The sequence below is a fragment of the Nocardiopsis nanhaiensis genome (assembly GCF_054778635.1).
Window position 1 is genome coordinate 32,078 of the sequence record NZ_BAAGZJ010000009.1, and the last position, 18,239, is coordinate 50,316.

Here is an 18,239-nt window from a genome sequence, read left to right on the forward strand (position 1 = left end):
GGGGGTCACCATTGTGACTTGGTCCAGCCGTTGTCCAGCCACGCGTGACCGGTCCGGAACGGCCTCTCAGGCACTGCGCTGCTGCCGCGCCGTCGTGTACAGACAGACGGCCGCAGCCGTGGCCAGATTCAGGCTTTCGGCCCCGCCGTAGATGGGAACACTGACCGCGCCGTCAGTGAGCCGGACGATCTCCTCCGGCAGCCCCCAGGCTTCGTTGCCGAAGACCCAGCCGACCGGGCCGTCCAGACCACCGTCGTCGGCTACCTGGTGCAGATCGCGGTCGCCGCCGCCGTCGGCCGCCCAGACCCGGGCTCCGGTCCCCTGCAGGAAGTCCACCGCGCGGGAGACAGGTGCGCCCACCACTACCGGCAGGTGGAACAGGCTTCCGGCGGAGGCCCGCACGCACTTGCCGTTGTAGGGGTCCACCGAGGCGTCGGTGAAGATGACGACGTCGGCACCGGCCGCGTCGGCGGTGCGCATGACCGTTCCGGCGTTGCCGGGGTCGCGCACGTGGGAGAGGACGACGGCCAGACGCACGTCGTGCGCGCTCTCCAAGGGCACGTCGACGAACTCGCAGACCGCGATGACCCCCTGAGGGGTGATGGTCTGCGCCAGTTCGGACATGACGTCGAGACTGACCCGGTGGGTGGGCACATCCGCAGTGTGGGCGGCGTCCATCAGGTCGATGTGCCGCTGCATGGCCTCAGCCGTGGCGTAGACCTCGACAACACCGTGGGCGGCCCCTCTATAGGGGGACCGCCCATCGCCGCCGTTGACGGCGGCCAGTGCCTCCCGCACAGCCTGCGGCCCCTCCGCGAGGAAGCGCCGCTCACGCTGGCGGAAGGTGCGCTTGGCGAGCCGCCGAACCCCCTTGATCCTGGGTGACCGGACACTCGTGAACTCGTGGCTCGCCATCGCTACCTGTCTGTGTCTCTGCCTGCTAGGCCGCGGCGGAGGTGGGGAGGGCCTGCTTGGCCCTCTCCACGAGCGCGGCGAACGCGGCCTCGTCGTTGACGGCCAGCTCGGCCAGCATGCGACGGTCGACCTCGATCTCGGCCAGCTTAAGACCCTGGATGAGACGGTTGTAGGTCAGGCCGTGAGCGCGGGAGGCGGCGTTGATGCGCTGGATCCACAGGCGACGGAACTGCCCCTTCCGGTCCTTGCGGTCCCGGTAGGAGTAGGTCATCGAGTGGAGCATCTGCTCCTTGGCCTTGCGGTACAGACGCGAGCGCTGCCCGCGGTAACCACTGGCCCGGTCGAGAACGACCTTGCGCTTCTTCTTGGCGTTGAGAGCCCGCTTCACGCGTGCCACAGTGACTCCCTCGTTGGTTCTTCCGGCGCGCACGGCGCGCCGACCGGTCCGACCAGGACTGGCCCGGCGGTCCGTGTTCGCTTCAGGTGGGTGTCCTCCGGGCGCCTCAGCGCGCCGACCTGGTCGGGCGCACGGGCGGGCCGGGGAGGACGGGAAGTCTCTCTGGTGCTAGTTGCCCAGGAGCTTCTTGATGTTCTTGGTGTCGGCCGGAGAGAGCTCGGCCTCGTTGCTCAGCCTGCGCTTACGCTTCGAGGTCTTGTGCTCAAGGATGTGGTTCTTGTTGGCACGGCGGCGCATGATCTTGCCGGAACCGGTGACCTTGAAACGGTCCTTGGCTCCACTGTGGGACTTGTTCTTCGGCATGTCGCCGTCGTCTCCTACTCCGTCGGCGCGGCACCCGTACTGGACGGATACCGCGGTTGTTCCGCCGCTACGGCGGGGATCTGCGTTGCACGCCGGTGCATCACGGACCGTTCGCGCACAGCCCTCCCCACCGCCCGGTTCGCATCTTCCGCGCGGCCGGGCGGTGGGGGACTTCCCCTGGCGCCCTACGCCTGGTCGCGCTCTGCACGGCGGGACTTGTCCCCCGCCGCGGCACGGGCCTCGGCCTTGTGCTCGGAACGCCGCTTGTGCGGGCCGATCACCATGACCATGTTGCGACCGTCCTGCTTGGGCTGGGACTCGACCGCGCCAAGGTCCTGAACGTCCTCGGCCAGACGTGCCAGCAGCCGACGCCCGAGTTCGGGGCGGGACTGCTCGCGACCACGGAACATGATCGTCACCTTGACCTTGTCCCCGCTCTTGAGGAACCGAACGACGTGACCCTTCTTGGTCTCGTAGTCGTGCGGATCGATCTTCGGGCGGAGCTTGATCTCCTTGATGATCGTGTTCGACTGGTTCTTGCGCGACTCACGGGCCTTGACCGCGGACTCGTACTTGAACTTGCCGTAGTCCATCAGCCTGGCGACCGGCGGGCGCGCGGTCGGCGCGACCTCGACAAGGTCGAGGTCTGCCTCCCGTGCCAGACGCAGTGCGTCCTGCACGGAGACGATTCCGACCTGCTCACCGTCGGGTCCGACAAGTCGGACCTCGGGCACCCGGATACGGTCATTGATGCGGGGCTCGGCGCTGATGAGACCCCTCCCTAGCTTTCTCGGATTACCTGGGACCGGTCGCCCACCGTATGGTGGGCGACCTGTTCGACCGGGTCGCCCGTGCATGTTCAGGCCACCCGCCCGCTTCGGGGTCCCACCAAAAAGCGAAAACCCCGCCAGCGTCTGCAAGCGGGGCGATCCGACCGGATGTTCACGACAGCATGTCCGCGCGCTGCGCCGGGCAACCCGTACACGGGTGTCCGACGAACACGGGCGCGGCAGGCCCATCGTCTGACCGGAACCCACGCGGGCGAGGCCCGGTAGGTGGGAGGATCATCTCCGCTTGCGGCTCCGGCGTGTCGTACACACCGGACCAAGTCGATTACGTCCAATATAGCAGGGCCCCGCGGTCGTCGAACCACCGAGGCCTCAGGGTCAGACCCCGGTCGACGCGGAACGCCGGGCGAGCTCGGCCTCACCCGCGGCCCGCATGGCTCCAACCGGGACGTCCTCGACTCCCGTCATCAGCCTGACCTGGGCGACAGCCTGGTGCAGCAGCATCGGAAAGCCGCCGACCACGCGCCCTCCCCTGGCCGCGACGGCCTCGGCCGCCCGGGTCGGCCATGGGGCGTAGATCACGTCGAACAGGTCGGCCCGGGATGCCGCGAGCCGGTCCGCGAACCCGTCCGCAGCCCCCGAGGGCAGGGTGGAGACCAGCAAGTCCACGTCCAGGTAGTGGTCGGCCTCCGCCAAGGGGGCCACCGCGAGGGGGTGGCCCATGCGTTCTGCCGCCGCCGAGACATCGCCCGTGCGCGCGGTGTTCCGTGCCAGGACGGTGACCGGAGAGACCGTACCCAGCTCCCGTAGGGCGGCCAGGGCGGAGGCGGCCGTGGCCCCCGCACCGAGCACCGCCGCGCTGCGCGGAGCACCGATCCCCGCCTCGGTCAGAGCCCTGGCGATCCCGGCCACGTCCGTGTTGTGCGCGGCCCAGCCCGTGCCGCTACGGACCAGGGTGTTGGCCCCGCCGACCGCGACAGCAAGGTCGGTGACCTCGTCCGCGAGCTCCATGGCCCGCCGTTTGAGCGGCATCGTCAGGGACAGCCCCGCCCAGTCGGCGGCCAACTCGCCGAGGAAGGGAGCGAGCCCTTCCTCCTCGCACTCGAACCGGTCGTAGGACCAGCCCTCCAGCCCCATCGCGGCATAGGCGGCGGAGTGCAGGACCGGCGAGAGGGAGTGGGCCACCGGCGAGCCCAGGACCGCGGCACGCGTCATTCGCCGCCCTCCTCGGCTCCCTCTCCGCCACCCCAGTTCTCCTGGAAGCGCTCCTTGAGGATCTCGAACTCGTCGTGGCTGTCGGTGAACTCGGTGACGCCGTTCTCCGGGTCGGTGGCCACGAAGTACAGCCAGTCGCCCTCCTCAGGGTCAAGGGCAGCCTCGATGGCGTCCTCGCCCGGGGCCACGAACGGCCCGGGGACGAGACCGGTCTGGTGGTAGGTGTCGAACCCGCTCGTGTCCTCCTCGCAGGCGGCCAACTGGTCGTTGTCGAGCGCGATGCCGTACTCCCCGATGGCGTAGAAGCAGGTGCTGTCCATCTGGAGCGGCATGTCGATGTCCAGGCGGTTGTGGACCACCCGGGACACCTTGGCCATATCGTCGACGTCACCGCTCTCGGCCTGGACGATGGAGGCGATCGCCATGGCCTCGTTGGGGTCGTAGCCGAGTTCGGCGGCCCGGCCCTCGAGGTCGGCCTCCTCCGCGATCTGCTCGTACTGGGTGACCATCGTCCGCAGCATGGCGATGGGCTCGGTGTCGGGCTCGAAGCTGTACGTGGCCGGGAAGAGGTACCCCTCCGGGCCTTCGGTCGCGTAGCCGGGCAGGCCGAGGTCGTCCGTCTGCGCGTAGGCCTCTTGGAACTCCTCGACGGGGACGCCCGTGCTGTCGGCCAGTTCCTGGAGGATCTGGGAGCCGCGCAGGCCCTCGCGGAGGGTGACCCGGCCCCCGAGGCGGTTGTCCGAGTCGAAGAGCGCGGCGACGGCGTGCTCACCGCTCATGCCCTCGGCGAGGGAGTACGTGCCGGGCACCAGGCCGTCGCCCCCCTCCTCGTCGGGCAGTGCGCTGAGCGCGTTGGTGAAGGAGCGGACGCTGGCCACCACGCCCTCGTCGACGAGGCTCTGGGCGACGGAGGTGCCGCTCTGGCCCTCCTCGATGGTGACGACTACCTCGCCATCCCCCTCGCCGTCGAAGTCCGGAGGGAACACGAAGGTGCGCATGACGCCGAAGCCGCCGCTGGCGATCACCAGCATCAGAACCAAGGCAAGCAGGATCATCGGGCCCTTGCGCTTGCGCTTCTTTGACCTTCCCCCCGAGCGGCGGGCGGCCTGCGCGGCCTTCGCCTTCTTGGCCCGCTTGCGGTTGGCGCGGCTGTTGCCGTAGGCGGCCGCGATGTCCTCGAGCCGCTCTTCCTCATAGTCGTCCTCGTCCTCGTCCTCCCCTTCGGCGCCCTCGTCGAAGGTGTCCTCGACCTCGGGCTTCGGCTCGGGCTCGGGCTCGGCACGACGGCTGCGTCGACGGCTGCGTCGACGGCTGCGGCGGCCCACGGGCTCGTCGTCCTCGGGAAGCGCGGACGCTCCGCTGCCGGCCGGCTCCTCCTCCGGCAGGCCCGCGGGAGCAGCGGCGAAGGCCCCGGTGTCACGGGGCTCGTCCTCAGCAGCGCGGCGAGCCCGGCGACGGCCGCGGCGACCGCCCGGCTCCTCCTGCTCCGGGGCGGCGAAGGAGCCCGTGTCGCGGGCGGCCTCCGCATCCGCTTCCGCCTCCGCCTGCTTCGCCCGCTTGCGCCGGGCACGGCGGCCCTTGGGCTCGTCGTCGGGAGTGTCCGCGAGGAAGGCGGGTGTGGGCTCACCGGGGTTATCGCCCCAGAAGGGCGACCGCTCCTGCTCGGGCTCCTCGGCGCGCGCACGCCGCGGCCTGCGCGGCGGTTCTTCAGGAGGCACCGCGCCGACGGGACCGTGCCCGGACCCTCCCCGGTCCCCGGCGTCGGCGGTTCCGCCGGGAGAGCCGCCCAAGTCGGCCAAGGCGGCGAGGGCGTCCTGGGTCGGGTCCGCCGCGGGGCGCTGGTGGCTCCCGGTGTCCGACGGGAATCCCGGCTCGTAACCCTGGTCTCCGCCGCCGCGGGCGGCCCGGCTGCCGCGCACGGCGTCGACGGCTCCGAAGCGTCGGGGCGCTACCGTCGGCTGCTCGCCGCTCCACGGGGCCTCACCCTCGGGCGGCTGCGCCCTGCGACGGCGCCCGGGCTGGGGCCTGGGCTGGGGGTCGGACGGGTAGAGCTCGCTGTAGTCCCCCGCCGCCGGGGAGGCGTACCGGGGTGTGCGGAACTCACCGGAGGGGGGCCCGGTGTGCCGGAACTCGCCGCTGGCTGAAGGGTCGGCCCAGTACTCCGTCGGCGGTTCCGGACGAGCCCGGCGGCCACGCGAAGGAGGCTGCGCGGGCAGGGGGTCGCTCAGCGGATCGTAGTCGTCACCACTTCCACGGCGGGCGCGGCCACGGTAGGGATTAGCGGGGTAGTCATCCCTGTCAGTCATGAATCTCCCTGGCTGGCACGGACGATCTCGCCCGGGGGATGGCCTGTTGACCGTTCCTGGTCCAAGGCACTCTGCAAGAGCACGGTGGCCGCCGCCTGGTCAATGACGGAGCGGCGGGCCCGACCGCCCTTGGCGCCCTTCTTCCCGAAGGAGGCGCCGGAGAGCAGCTGACCCTGGGCGGTCACCGTAGTGAGTCGTTCGTCCACGAGCCTGACGGGGACGGGGTCAAGGTGTCGGGCCAAAGTGTTCGCGAACTCGCGAGCGGACCGGGCCGCCGGGCCCTCTTTGCCGGACAGTGAAGCAGGGTAACCCACAACGACCTCGCGGGCCTCCTTCTCCAGGACGAGGAGGGCGATGCGCTGGACATCGCCCTTCCCGCGCGCGACCGTCTCGACGGGGCTTGCGAGCATACCGCTCGGGTCGCTCGCGGCGACCCCGATACGCGCGTTGCCCGGGTCTACCGCCAGGCGTGCACCTTGCCTCACGAGGACGCCTCCCCGGGGGTGGGGGCGGTGCTCAGGCGAGCTGTGCCGTCGACGGCACAGCACCGCTGCTGGGAAATCCTCAACACGGTGGTCCTGTTCATCTGCGGGATCGCGGGTATGGCCGCGCAGGCAGCCTGGGGAATCGGCTGCAACGCGCCACAGTATGCCCGATTCGATGGCGGTGCGCAGCCGCACCCCTGGCAGTCGCCCTCTGAACCACTCCGACCGGACTCAGTGCCTCACGTCGGGCTGTAACGACGGGGTCCGGGGCGAACACGTACCGTCTGAGTGTAAGTCACGGAGGTCACGACCTGGGGCAGGCAGGGTTTCGTCCGTTTCGTCCACCCGCGTCACCGGACCACCCCTGCCACCGGAACGTCCGGCCACGGCACCGCGGCTGAAGCCCAGTTCGCGACCGCGGGACAGAAGCGGTGCCCCCGCGGCCGCGGAGCCTTCCCAGGCGGTCGGGAGGCACCGAAACGGCCGCCGAATGTGAGGGGTACCACCACACGGCCTCGTCGGGGGCGGAACCTGCCGGTTCCGTCCCCGACGTTGACAGGGCACCGCTGTTCACAGGGGCCGCCCTGCAGAGAAGGACCGCTTCTGCGGCTACCACGCGGGCCCTCCGGCCAGCCGCACGGGACACCCCTAGGCGCCCGCGACGCGCGCCTCCACTGCGCGAAGGGCCTCGCCGACCTTGCCCGCGTCGCTGCCGCCGCCTTGGGCGATGTCCGGCTTGCCGCCGCCACCACCGCCGAGGGCCTTGGCGGCCACGCCCACGAGCTCGCCGGCCTTGATCCCTTCCTTCTGCGCCGCCTTGTTCGCGGCGATCACCACGACCGGGCGGTCCTTGGGCACGGCGGTCATCGCCACTACCACGGGCTCGTCCTCACCGAGGCGCCCGCGTACGTCCAGCACCAGCTTGCGCAGATCGTCGCCGCTGGCGCCCTCCGGTGCCTCGGTGGCCACCACGAGGGCGGAGCCGTGGCGGCGCGCACCCGCGGCGATCTCCCCCGCGGCCTGGAGCACCTGTGCGGCGCGCAGCTTCTCGATCTCCTTCTCCGCGGCCCGCAGCCGGGAGACCATGGAGTCGATCCGCTCAGGGAGCTCCTCGCGGGGCGTCTTGAGCTGCTCGGAGAGCTGGCCGACCAGGGCCGACTCTTTGGACAGGCGCTTGAAGGCGTCCGCACCGACGGCCGCTTCGACACGGCGCACACCGGAGCCGATGGAGGACTCCCCCAACAGCTTGACGATGCCGAGCTTCGCGGTGGAACCGACGTGCGTGCCACCGCACAGTTCGACCGAGTAGTCACTCATCTCCACAACGCGTACACGGTCGCCGTACTTCTCCCCGAACATGGCCAGCGCACCCATCTGGAGCGCCTCGTCCAGGCTCTTCTCCTCGGTCTGGACCGCGATGTCGCCGGCGAGGACGGTGTTGACCTCCTCCTCGACCTCGGCCAGGCGCTCACCGCCGAGCGCGCTGTCCGCGGTGAAGTCGAAGCGCAGCTGGCCGGGGCGGTTCTCCGAACCCGCCTGACCCGTGGAGGGGCCGATCGCGTTGCGCAGCGCGGAGTGGATGAGGTGGGTGGCCGAGTGGGACCGTTCGATCGCCCGGCGTCGTCCGGTGTCGATCTCCGCGTGCACGGCGTCGTCCAGCACGACCTCTCCCGAGCGCACGCTGCCCCGGTGCACGAACAGGCCCGGGAGCGGCTTCTGGACGTCCTCGACGTCCACCACCCCTCGCCCGTCCACGGTCAGGGTCCCGGTGTCGGCGAGCTGTCCACCGCTCTCACCGTAGAAGGGGGTGCGGTCCAGGACGATTTCGACACGGTCTCCCGCACGCGCGGCCGGGACACCGGAACCGTCCACGACGATGCCCTTGACGTGCGACTCGCTCTCGGAGTCGGTGTAACCGAGGAACTCGGTGTCGCCCGCCTTCTCCTGCATCTGGGAGTAGAGGGAGAGGTCCGCGTTGCCGAGCTTCTTGGCCTTGGCGTCGGCCTTCGCGGTGTCCTTCTGGCGCTGCATGAGCTCGCGGAAGGAACCCTCGTCCACGCTCAGGCCCTGTTCGGCGGCCATCTCCAGGGTGAGGTCGATGGGGAAGCCGTAGGTGTCGTGGAGCTGGAAGGCGTCCGCACCGGAGAAGACGGTGCCGCCCGCGGCACGCGTGCGCTCGGCCGCCCGGCCGAAGAGCGTGGTGCCCGCCCGGAGGGTGTCCGCGAAGTTGCGCTCCTCGTTGTCGATCACGCCGTGGATGACGTCGGCCTTGTCCGACAGGTCCGGGTAGATGTCCTTCATCGCGTCGACGCTGACCTCGGTCAGCTCGTGCAGGAAGAAGGCATCGGTGCCCGAGAGCAGGCGCAGGTTCCGGATCGAGCGGCGCAGGATGCGGCGCAGGACGTATCCGGCCTTCTCGTTGCCGGGCTTGACGCCGTCGCCGACGAGCATGACGGCGCTGCGCACGTGGTCGGCTACCACGCGGAGCATCACGTCGTTCTCGTGGCTGTCACCGTAGGTGGTCCCGGTCAGCTCGGCGGCGCGGTGCAGCACGCGGCCGATGATGTCGGTCTCGTAGATGTTGTCGACACCCTGCAGGACGGCCGCCAGCCTTTCCAGGCCCAGGCCGGTGTCGATGTTCTGCTTGGGCAGGTCCCCGAGGATCGGGTAGTCCTTGCCCGACCCCTCACCCCGCTCGTACTGCATGAAGACGAGGTTCCAGATCTCGATGTAGCGGTTCTCGTCCGCCTCGGGACCGCCCTCCACCCCGTACTCGGGGCCGCGGTCGTAGAAGATCTCGGAGCAGGGACCGCAGGGGCCGGGCACGCCCATGTCCCAGTAGTTCTCCTCCATGCCCATGCGCTGGATGCGCTCGGGCCGGACCCCGACCTTGTCCCGCCAGATGGCAGCGGCCTCGTCGTCGTCGAGGTAGACGGTCACCCACAGTTTCTCGGGGTCGATCCCGAAGCCGCCGTCCTCCACGGGGGTGGTGATGAGCTCCCAGGCCAGCGGGATCGCCTTCTCCTTGAAGTAGTCGCCGAAGGAGAAGTTGCCCAGCATCTGGAAGAAGGTGAGGTGCCGGGAGGTCTGGCCGACCTCCTCGATGTCCTTGGTCCTGATGCACTTCTGGACGCTGGTGGCGGTGTCGTAGGCGGGCGTGCGCTGACCCAGGAAGTAGGGCTTGAAGGGGACCATGCCTGCGGGCACCAGCAGCAGCGTGGGATCCTCGGCGATCAGGCTTGCCGAGGGCACCACGGTGTGTCCGTTCTTCTCGAAGAAACTGAGGAAGCGGCGCGCGATCTCTGCCGTCTCCATTGATGCCCTCCTGTGCTTGGCTCCGCCGCCCTGAGCGACGGGTTGTCCCTGGGTGGGACCGTGGTCACGCGTGGTCGATAGGGGCCCATCGTAGAGGGAACCGCCACGCCTGCGCGCATGGTTTGTCGTGGCCGCCGGACGACCCGTTCCCGGAGGGGACAAGGGCGGCGGCCCGGTTTTTTCCAGGTTATCGCCGCTGGCCGCCGACGGATCCCCGCTAACGGCCCGGTCCGGGCGATGACCGGCCCCTCCGTGCACCGGGCTGACCGGGTCAGCCCGGTGCGGCGAGGGTGGTCAGACCCCGTAGAACACCCGGACCCTCGGGACGAACATCAGCGCGGCCATCGTCGTGTGGAAGGCCAGCGGGACCAGCATGAGGTAGTCACCGGAGATCACGAAGAGCACCAGGAACAGGGCGGCCGCGATGTTGAAAGCGACGGTCCCCCAGTAGATCCCCTTCTTGCGCCGGCCCATGAGAGCGGCGAGCAGGGTTGAGGCGAAGCCGTAGACGAAGGGGATCAACGCGAAGAGGCCGACGGCCCCTGCCAGGAAGCTGAAGGCGCCGCTATCGGCGTCTCCCTCGTTCAGCCCTTCGACGAGCTGGCCGGTACCGAAGCCGAGCAGGGCGATGAACCCGATGACCAAGCCGACCACGATGCCGATGGGGCCACCGATGAACATCAGGACCCGGACCGTGGTGGCCTGACCGGGGACGGTGTCGTCGTGCGGCATCATCGGGGCTGGTGGACCCCCCGGTGACACGGGGGGCCGGGGGTAGCCGTATCCGCCCTGCTGGGGGTCGGGCTGGCTAGAGGGGTGCATGGCGTACCTCTCACGGGTGCCGGTTGGAATCTGCCGTCGCAGACTCTACAGAGAGCACCCGAAAAAGGACTAACCGTGTTGTTCCTTCCCGTTGGGCGCGGCGGAGGGGCCGGTGACCGGCCCCTCGGCGCTACGGCGCCCCGTCCGTCAGTAGGCGACGTAGGGGTTGGCCGGCGGTTTCTGGTAGTAGGCCCGCGTGACCGGGAGCACCATCATGATGATCATGCCGACCGCGAAGAGGAACGGGATCAAGGACGGGATCAAGGAGAAGACGTCTCCCGCACCGACCATGGAGAAGACCAGGGTCAGGGCGGCCAGGACGTGGAAGGCGACGATCAGCCACAGGACCACCGGGCTGCGGCGCCCCATGAACGAGGCAAGCGCGGTAGAGAGGAGCCCGTAGGCCAAGGTGACGGTCCCGAGAACCATGAGGACTCCGGCGACCTCCGCCGCGCTCACGGCCATACCCATCTCCGACGACACCTCCGCGAACTCACGGGTGACCTCGTTGTCGCCCGTGAGGAAGATGCCCGAGAGCAGGAAGAGGCCGCCGAACAGCAGCCCGAAGACGCCGCCGATGAACATGAGCACCCGGACGGCGATGGCCGTACCGGGCATCCTTGCGGGTTCCTGGGAGCCGCTCTGGGGGCCGGACGGAGCACCGTAAGGGTCCGGCGGGGCACCGTAAGGATCCGGATGACCACCATAGGGCCCGGCCGGACCGGGCGGGGCACCGTAGGGCTGGGGTTGCTCTGGTTGACCACCGTAGGGCTGCTCCCCGTACGGACCGGGCTGGCTGGACGGGTACTGGTGGTGTCCACCCTCGTCGGGACCGTTCGGGGGCTGAGGCGGGTACATGGCTGTCCTCCCTCTGTGGTCGGACCAACCAGCCTACAGAAGTGGCCCCATACCAGAGGCTTACTCTGTCAGCAAGTCGAACCTTCCCGCGCAGCCCGCTCCCGTTCCCCGCCCCCAGAGCTCCGCCGCTACCGCGGGGCCGGAAACGGGGTGGTTACCCGCGTCCCTGGAGCTCTTCCGGCGCGTCACCGGCGGCGCGCAGGCCACGGTGCTTGGGCGCGTAATTGCGCAACATCTCCGCCTCCTCTTGGCGGACGGCCTCCGCGAGGTCCTCGTTGAGCTCTTGGAGTGCGCCTCGGTACTCCGAGACCCGGCCCTCGACCCGGTCGGCGATACCGCCGGGGGTCAGGGCGTTGCGGGCCCGGTTCACGCGGTGGACCACGTAGCCGCCGACAGCGGCTCCCGCGGCGAGGTAGAACAGTCGACCGATCACCGCTCCGCCTTCCGCTTGCGGCCACGCATCACGGCCAGGGCCTTGCGGCGCCCCAAGACCTGCCGGATCGCGTAGGAGAACGAGGCGACCTTCACCAGCGGCCCGGTGAACACCGAGCGGGTGAGCGCGGTCATGGTGGAGACGTCCTCCGAGGAGGCCTGCACGTTGGCGGTGATCTCCTCGACTCGCTCCAGCGAGGTGTTGGTGCGCTCCACCGTGGAGGAGACGTCGTCCAGCAGTGGCGGGGTCCGCTCCCCCAGTTCCGAGACGACCTTGGTGGTCGCGTTGATGAGCTTGATCAGTTTGACGAGCGCCACGCACAGGAACGTGGCCAGCACCGCCCAGACCACCGCGGCGACGAGCGCGGCGACCTCTCCTCCGGTCAGCATGAAGGCTCCGTAGGCAGATAGAGGGTTGCTTCGAGGGTGTACGAACGGTCTCGGCGCGCGCGGGCACGCACCGGGTACCGAGAGTGGGTACGGGGGGCCAGCGACTGCGCCGGGTCGGGACTCCCGAGCCGTGTTCGCCACCCCGCCCATGCGGGTCGGGGGACGGTTTCGGACGACCCTATCGCGTCCACCGGCGGGGCGCGGGGAGACACCACGGTGTGGCAACGGATGGAAGCGGTCACGTATCCGAAGAGCCCCCATTCCGTGATGGCCGGTGGAGGCCCCGGGCATCGACGAAAGCGGAGATCTTCGGCGAGAATAACTACAGAGCGGGATCTTCACTACGATGTCGGGACACCGCGACCCCAGAATCCGATCGCTGGCCCCAGAAGCACCGACAGGACACCCATGAGCCCTCGTTCTCCCCGAGAGATCTCCGTACTGGTACCACCGGACCTGGCACCCCTCTACCCGGACGACCCGGCACGGATCGGGCCCTACCTCGTCCTCGGACGGCTGGGCCAGGGGTCCACCGGTACCGTCTACGCGGCCGTGGACACCGGGTCCCCCACCTCAGAGGACCGCCTGGTCGCGGTGAAGACACTCAAGTCCCCCGAGCTGGAGTCACCCGACATCTATCCGGCCCTCGGCCAGCGGCTCCGGAACCTGGCCGCGGTCGACCCCCACCGCGTGGTCACCCCCCTGACCTTCGACGCTGACGCCAACCCCCCGTGGCTGTCCATGCCCTACCTGGCCGGCCAGCGCCTCTCCCACTACGTGACCAAACGGGGCGGTCTCGGTGTGGGCAAGCTGATCGCGCTGAGCACCGGGCTGGCCGAAGGGCTGTCCGCCCTGCACGCACGCGGGGTGGCGCACGGTTCGCTGCGCCCCAGCGAGATCCTCCTGGAATCGCACGGACCGCACATCATGGACTGCGCCATCGCCGGGGATTCCGAGCGGCTGCGCGGCTCAGGCGCCACCTGGTTGAGCCCGGAGCGCTACCGGGGCGGGATCGCCACACCCGTGGCCGACGTGTTCGCCTGGGGCGCCATCGTGGCCTTCGCCGGAACCGGACGCCTGCCCTTCGGCCCCGGGGAGCCCGAGGAGATCGCGCAGCGCGTGGCCTCGGGAGACTTCGATCTGGACGGCCTGCCGAAGGGCCTGCGCCCGGTCGTGGGGCGCGCCCTGGATCCGAACCCGGACCGGCGGCCGAGTCTGCGCGAGGTGATCGGTGCGGTCATCGCCGTCTGGCAGGCCGAGAACACCGCGGAGGGCGCGGAACCGGCGTCCGGTAACCGCGAGGAGATCGGCCGGATCCTCGAACGCGAGTGGCACGCGGTGGAGCCGCCCGCCCGGGTACCCGAGGTGATCCGGTTGGAAGGGCGCATGTCCAACCGCCGTCCCACCCGGACGCTCTTCGTGGCGGGGGCCGTCACGGTGGCGGTCGTGCTCATCGGCGGAGGCGTCTGGGGCATCACCCAGATCACCGGCGGCAGCGCCGAGGCCGGTCCGGTGGCCGCCGAGGAGGACGACGACTCCGATGACGAGGGCGCCGCCGAGGCGGAAGAGGCGGACGAGGAGCCCAACACCCTGATCGTGCGGTTCGATCCCGCTGAGCAGGACGACCCGGAGGACGTCGAGGAAAACGAGGAGGAGCGCGCCTGGGTGTACACCCCGGTCGACCGGGACGACGACATCCCGCGCAACCAGGGGATCCCCAGCCACGACGCCTGGGCCGAACAGTGGGATGAGGACGGCGACGAGGCCGAGGCCGTCATCCTTCCGGACGCCGAGGTGAAGTGCGCCAAGTTCTGTGCCGCCCCCGAGCACGTCTTCCTGGACGAGGACGGGCGCGGCACCTGGGACCTGAGCGGGAGCGACTTCGTCGATTACCTGAGCTGGGGTCCGGTGATGATCGTCGAGATCACCTTCGCTGAGGACCAGGACGACGAAGGCCCTCGCGAGGTCGTGGAGGTCACCGAGCTGTTCGCGGACTGACCCCGGCCATGCGGGCGGGGCTGGCTCCCGGTTGTCGGGGCCGCTCAGGAGCGGGGCGGCTCGGGGTGACGGCTGTGCACGGATCCCAGGGGCGGGAGCCTACCCGCCGCCCTTGAGGACGCTCTTGATCTTCTGGAGGACCTCGGACAAGCGCCGCTCGGTGCCGTGCTGGGTCGGGCGGTAGTACTCGCGTTCAGTGAGCCCTTCGGGGGCGTGCTGCTGCGGGGCGACCCCGCCGGGGAAGTCGTGGGCATAGCGGTAGCCCTTCCCGTGCCCGAGGTCGGCCGCGCCCTTGTAGTGGCCGTCGCGCAGGTGTGCCGGGACCGGTCCCGCGTTGCCCGCGCGCACGTCGGCCATGGCCTCGCCGATCGCGGCGATCACCGCGTTGGATTTCGGGGCGAGGCTGATGTGGATGACGGCCTGCGCCAGGTTGATCCGGGCCTCGGGCATACCGATGAGCTCCACCGCCTGCGCGGCCGCGACGGCGGTCTGCAAGGCGGTGGGGTCGGCCATGCCGACATCCTCGCTGGCGTGTACGACCAGGCGCCGAGCGATGAAGCGCGGGTCCTCCCCCGCCTCAACCATGCGGGCCAGGTAGTGTAGGGCGGCGTCGGGGTCCGAGCCCCGCATGCTCTTGATGAACGCGCTGATGACATCGTAGTGCTGGTCGCCGGAGCGGTCGTAGCGCACGGCGTGGCGGTCGACCGCCCGCTCGACGTCTTCTGCGGTGATCTCCACGGGGTCTTTCGCCGGAGCCCCGGAGACGAGCGCGGCGGCCTCCAGGTAGGTGAGGGAGCGGCGTCCGTCTCCCCCGGCCAGCCGGACGAGGTGGTCGGCGCCCTCCTCCGTGAGCGTGTAGCGGCCGTCCAGCCCGCGTTCCTCGGTCAGCGCGCGGTTCACCAAGGCGTGGATGTCGGTGTCGTCGAGGGATTCCAGCGACAGCAGCAGGGAACGGGAGAGCAGCGGGCTGACCACGGAGAAGAACGGGTTCTCGGTGGTGGCTCCGATGAAGCTCACCCAGCGGTTCTCCACCGCGGGCAGCAGGGCGTCCTGCTGGGTCTTGTTGAAGCGGTGCACCTCGTCGACGAAGAGCAGCGTGCGGGTGCCGTTCATACCCATGCGCCGCTTCGCCTCGTCCACGACCGCACGGACGTCCTTGACCCCGGCGTTGACCGCGGACAGTTCCACGAACCGGCGCTGGGTGACCCGGCTGACGACGGTGGCGAGGGTGGTCTTGCCCGTCCCGGGGGGACCCCACAGGAACACGGACATGGGCGCGTCGTCCTCGACCAGGCGGCGCAGCGGACTGCCCTCGCCCAGGAGGTGGCTCTGGCCCACGACCTCGTCCAGGGAGCGCGGCCGCATACGCACGGCCAGCGGCTCCTGTCCCTTGGCGGCTTCGGCCCCGGCATCGTCGAACAGTGTTTCGGACACGCACCCAGGGTAGGTGAGACCGGGGACGTTCGCGGACCCTGCCCCGAAGTCAGCCCTCGTGGCGGTCGGCGGACCCGACGGACAGGTTCTCGGGGCTCGCGGCCTGTTCCGGCGGGGGCACCGCTCTCGGGATCATGCGGGTGACCAGCAGGGCGATGTCGTCGCCGCGTCCCGCGGGGGCCATCTCTGCGAGGACGTGCGCGGCCGCCTTGGGGGTGTCCCCATATTCGGCGAGCGCCTCGCCCACCTGGGCCAGACCGTCCTGCATGGTGACGTCGGAGCTCTCCACGAGCCCGTCCGAACACAGGAGCAGCGTGGTACCCGGCGCCAAGACCCGGGTGGTGACGGTGTACTCCGTGTCCGGGAGGACCCCCAGGGGCGGGCCGGTCTCGGGGGACCACAGCTCGTAGGCGCCCTTGGCCGCGAGCACGGCGGGCGGCTGGCCCGCCCAGGCAGCCTGCATGACCCCGGTCTCGCGGTCCACGACCAAGTAGCCGCAGGTCGCGAAGACGATCTCGCCGGTCTCGGTGAGCAGGCGGTTGGTCTCGCCCAGGACCACGCCGGGGTCGGACTGGTTGGTGGCGTAGGCGCGGAAGGCCACACGAATCTGTCCCATGGCCGCGGCCGCCTCGACACCGTGTCCCTGGACGTCGCCGACCAGGAGCCCGACCTTGTTGTCAGGCAGCTCGATGACGTCGTAGAAGTCGCCGCAGATCCGCCACTCCGCTCGGGAGGGCAGGTACTTGGTGGCGATGTCCATGTCGGGGAAGCTCGCCACCTGCCGGGGCAGCATGCGGCGCTGGACGGCGTCGGCCAGCTCCAGCTCCGCCTGCTGTGCCTTGATCCGTTGGAGGGCCTGGCCGGCCAGCCCCGCGAAGGTGAGCATGAGCGCGCGTTCGTCCCGGCTGGCGTGGTGGGGCCGGTCCCAGACCATCTGCCACACACCGAGGGCGATCTTGCCGTCGCCGAAGATCGGCACCGTGGCCCAGGCCTGGCCGCGGACCGAGCGCATCAGGTCGACCGCGGCGGGAAACCGGCTGACGATCTCGGCGCGGCTCTCGAAGAAGCGGGGCTGCCTGTCCTGGATGACCGCGCCCATCGGGAAGTCTGTGTCGTCGGCGCGGCGCCCGTCGATTCGGGTGACGTTGCCGCGACCCTTGGCGCTGGGCGAGGCGCGCAGCAGGCCGTCCTCGACGTACAGCGCTATGGCGTGGGTGCCGCCGAAGATCGGCAGGAACTCCTCGCTGAGCAGGTCCATGACCTTGTCGACGGTGGTGGCCGAGACGAGTTTGGAGGACAGTTCGGTAACCAGGCGGCCGTGTTCAGCCTCGGTTCGGCGCCGGTCGGCGAGCCTGCGGACCAGTTGGACGTGTTCCGTGACGTCGTCGACGATCCCGACGAGGCGGTCGGGCGCGCCGGGTACGTACCGGGCGCGCACGTGCAGGGAGCGCTCGTCGCCGAGGCGGTCGAAGACCCGGAACCGCTGTTCGTAGTCGCGTCCGGAGAAGGAGGCCGACATGGCGTCGCGGACCCGGGCGGTGTCGTCCGGATGGATCCGCTCGAGGATGCCCTCGAGGTCGCAGTCGTTCCCGGCGAGGAGGGAACCCAAGGGGGTCGGGCCGAACAGCTCGCGCAGGCGGCCGTTGCTGAGGTCCAGGCTCCACAGGACGGAGTCGGAGTTGTCGGTGCGCAGATCACCGACGACGCGCAGGTCCGCCTCCTCGGTGGACAGCACGTGGAACAGCACGACAGCAGCCGCACGTCCCTCCGGCGCGTGGTGGTCCGCGGGCGTGTCACTGTCAGCCGCCTCGGGGTCCGGCGAGACCGGCCGCAGTTCCACCTCGGCCAGGCGGGATGACTTGTCGGTAACCGACAGGCTCAGCCGGAAGCGCCGGTGCCCGCGGCCTTCGAGCGCGTCGCGGTGGGCCCGAGATCCGGTTTCGACGTCATTGGCCTCCAGGAGTTCGAACCACGGCTTGCCGGTGAGCTCCTCGGCTCCGCGGCCGAAGAGCTCGGTGAACGCGTGGTTGGCGTGCTGGATCGCGCCATCGGCCCCCGTGACCGCCATGGGCTCGGGTGCATGGCGGAACGCCCCCGCGAGAGCGCCCTCGGAGCCACCGCCTGAAGCGCGTTTTCCGTTCACGTATGACTCATCCTCGTGTCGTTTCGGACGTCACACCCGCGCACAGGCGCGGTCACCCCTGGAACGTACCGATTCGGCTCATTGTAGTGTCCGGCGACGGTCCCGGTCCGGGTAGGAAGCCGGAGCGGGCACTGCGGCGCCCGCCCCCGTCGGCTGCGCCACCTCGTCGAACACGGAGACTGATGGTCCAACAATGCGGCGGGGTACCGACAGGATCCGTTCCTAGATCCTTGCCGACCCCAGGGCGCGAATCGTTACGCTCGTGTGACTCGGTTGCGCAGAAATGCACTCCGATCCCACCCCGACCCGGAATGGAACGGGTCCCGTTGATGCACTGTGTTCACTCCAAGACACGTGCGATTCACGGTATGGGAGGGT

15 protein-coding genes are annotated in these 18,239 nt (G+C 70.0%); 1 reads left to right on the forward strand and 14 read right to left on the reverse strand.

The genetic code is table 11. The annotated features are described in order from the left end of the window. Positions 1-66: 66 nt before the first annotated feature. The 12 genes from ACYVD1_RS06220 to ACYVD1_RS06275 all read right to left on the reverse strand — a co-directional run bounded on the left by ACYVD1_RS06220 (position 67) and on the right by ACYVD1_RS06275 (position 12,286). A complete protein-coding gene (locus ACYVD1_RS06220) occupies positions 67-915 on the reverse strand; it encodes a TrmH family RNA methyltransferase (protein WP_460769027.1) in 849 nt (282 codons plus the stop codon). A gap of 25 nt (positions 916-940) precedes the next feature. Then, positions 941-1,312: a 50S ribosomal protein L20 gene (rplT, locus tag ACYVD1_RS06225; RefSeq protein WP_211716085.1), complete on the reverse strand. Its 372-nt coding sequence runs from the start codon at positions 1,310-1,312 to the stop codon at positions 941-943. Between the two features lie 168 nt (positions 1,313-1,480). Continuing rightward, complete coding sequence (gene rpmI / locus ACYVD1_RS06230; protein ID WP_460769031.1) at positions 1,481-1,675, reverse strand: 50S ribosomal protein L35; 195 nt, start codon at positions 1,673-1,675, stop codon at positions 1,481-1,483. A 185-nt stretch (positions 1,676-1,860) separates the two neighbouring features. Continuing rightward, positions 1,861-2,445: a translation initiation factor IF-3 gene (gene infC / locus ACYVD1_RS06235; protein ID WP_460747000.1), complete on the reverse strand. Its 585-nt coding sequence runs from the start codon at positions 2,443-2,445 to the stop codon at positions 1,861-1,863. Between the two features lie 396 nt (positions 2,446-2,841). After that, positions 2,842-3,678, reverse strand: coding sequence for a shikimate dehydrogenase (locus ACYVD1_RS06240; protein WP_460769034.1), 837 nt, complete (start codon positions 3,676-3,678; stop codon positions 2,842-2,844). Next, complete coding sequence (mltG, locus tag ACYVD1_RS06245; RefSeq protein WP_460769036.1) at positions 3,675-5,984, reverse strand: endolytic transglycosylase MltG; 2,310 nt, start codon at positions 5,982-5,984, stop codon at positions 3,675-3,677. Before mltG ends, ACYVD1_RS06240 begins: the two co-directional genes overlap by 4 nt. Beyond that, positions 5,981-6,469 carry a Holliday junction resolvase RuvX gene (gene ruvX, locus ACYVD1_RS06250; RefSeq protein ID WP_460769040.1) on the reverse strand — a complete coding sequence of 163 codons (489 nt, stop codon included), beginning with the start codon at positions 6,467-6,469 and terminating at the stop codon, positions 5,981-5,983. The genes mltG and ruvX overlap by 4 nt, the downstream gene beginning before the upstream one ends. A 648-nt stretch (positions 6,470-7,117) precedes the next feature. Further along, on the reverse strand, positions 7,118-9,784 hold the full coding sequence (gene alaS / locus ACYVD1_RS06255; RefSeq protein ID WP_460769042.1) for an alanine--tRNA ligase: 2,667 nt from the start codon (positions 9,782-9,784) through the stop codon (positions 7,118-7,120). Between the two features lie 294 nt (positions 9,785-10,078). Further along, positions 10,079-10,606 (reverse strand): hypothetical protein, encoded by a 528-nt coding sequence (locus tag ACYVD1_RS06260; RefSeq protein WP_460769045.1) that lies wholly within the window; start codon positions 10,604-10,606, stop codon positions 10,079-10,081. A 147-nt stretch (positions 10,607-10,753) separates the two neighbouring features. After that, positions 10,754-11,224, reverse strand: coding sequence for a hypothetical protein (locus tag ACYVD1_RS06265; protein ID WP_460769048.1), 471 nt, complete (start codon positions 11,222-11,224; stop codon positions 10,754-10,756). A 394-nt stretch (positions 11,225-11,618) separates the two neighbouring features. Further along, positions 11,619-11,897 carry a hypothetical protein gene (locus ACYVD1_RS06270; RefSeq protein ID WP_460769051.1) on the reverse strand — a complete coding sequence of 93 codons (279 nt, stop codon included), beginning with the start codon at positions 11,895-11,897 and terminating at the stop codon, positions 11,619-11,621. Further along, positions 11,894-12,286 (reverse strand): DUF948 domain-containing protein, encoded by a 393-nt coding sequence (locus ACYVD1_RS06275; protein ID WP_460746884.1) that lies wholly within the window; start codon positions 12,284-12,286, stop codon positions 11,894-11,896. Before ACYVD1_RS06275 ends, ACYVD1_RS06270 begins: the two co-directional genes overlap by 4 nt. 408 nt (positions 12,287-12,694) lie before the next feature. Between ACYVD1_RS06275 and ACYVD1_RS06280 the strand changes: the two genes are divergently transcribed. Continuing rightward, complete coding sequence (locus ACYVD1_RS06280; RefSeq protein WP_460769053.1) at positions 12,695-14,284, forward strand: protein kinase; 1,590 nt, start codon at positions 12,695-12,697, stop codon at positions 14,282-14,284. Between the two features lie 99 nt (positions 14,285-14,383). On the opposite strand, the gene ACYVD1_RS06285 is transcribed toward ACYVD1_RS06280, so the two are convergent. Both ACYVD1_RS06285 and ACYVD1_RS06290 read right to left on the reverse strand, forming a co-directional pair. Further along, the gene (locus tag ACYVD1_RS06285; protein WP_460769055.1) at positions 14,384-15,718 is read right to left on the reverse strand and encodes a replication-associated recombination protein A; all 1,335 of its coding nucleotides are present in this window, start codon (positions 15,716-15,718) and stop codon (positions 14,384-14,386) included. A gap of 49 nt (positions 15,719-15,767) precedes the next feature. Beyond that, on the reverse strand, positions 15,768-17,861 hold the full coding sequence (locus tag ACYVD1_RS06290; RefSeq protein ID WP_460769058.1) for a SpoIIE family protein phosphatase: 2,094 nt from the start codon (positions 17,859-17,861) through the stop codon (positions 15,768-15,770). Positions 17,862-18,239 lie beyond the last annotated feature (378 nt).

What these genes read in the sequence shown, in the direction of transcription:
- ACYVD1_RS06220 (WP_460769027.1), bottom strand. Translation starts at nt 915, where the DNA reads ATGGCGAGCCACGAGTTCACGAGTGTCCGGTCACCCAGGATCAAGGGG.
- rpmI (WP_460769031.1), bottom strand. Translation starts at nt 1,675, where the DNA reads ATGCCGAAGAACAAGTCCCACAGTGGAGCCAAGGACCGTTTCAAGGTC.
- ACYVD1_RS06240 (WP_460769034.1), bottom strand. Translation starts at nt 3,678, where the DNA reads ATGACGCGTGCCGCGGTCCTGGGCTCGCCGGTGGCCCACTCCCTCTCG.
- mltG (WP_460769036.1), bottom strand. Translation starts at nt 5,984, where the DNA reads ATGACTGACAGGGATGACTACCCCGCTAATCCCTACCGTGGCCGCGCC.
- alaS (WP_460769042.1), bottom strand. Translation starts at nt 9,784, where the DNA reads ATGGAGACGGCAGAGATCGCGCGCCGCTTCCTCAGTTTCTTCGAGAAG.
- ACYVD1_RS06260 (WP_460769045.1), bottom strand. Translation starts at nt 10,606, where the DNA reads ATGCACCCCTCTAGCCAGCCCGACCCCCAGCAGGGCGGATACGGCTAC.
- ACYVD1_RS06265 (WP_460769048.1), bottom strand. Translation starts at nt 11,224, where the DNA reads ATGCCCGGTACGGCCATCGCCGTCCGGGTGCTCATGTTCATCGGCGGC.
- ACYVD1_RS06275 (WP_460746884.1), bottom strand. Translation starts at nt 12,286, where the DNA reads ATGCTGACCGGAGGAGAGGTCGCCGCGCTCGTCGCCGCGGTGGTCTGG.
- ACYVD1_RS06280 (WP_460769053.1), top strand. Translation starts at nt 12,695, where the DNA reads ATGAGCCCTCGTTCTCCCCGAGAGATCTCCGTACTGGTACCACCGGAC.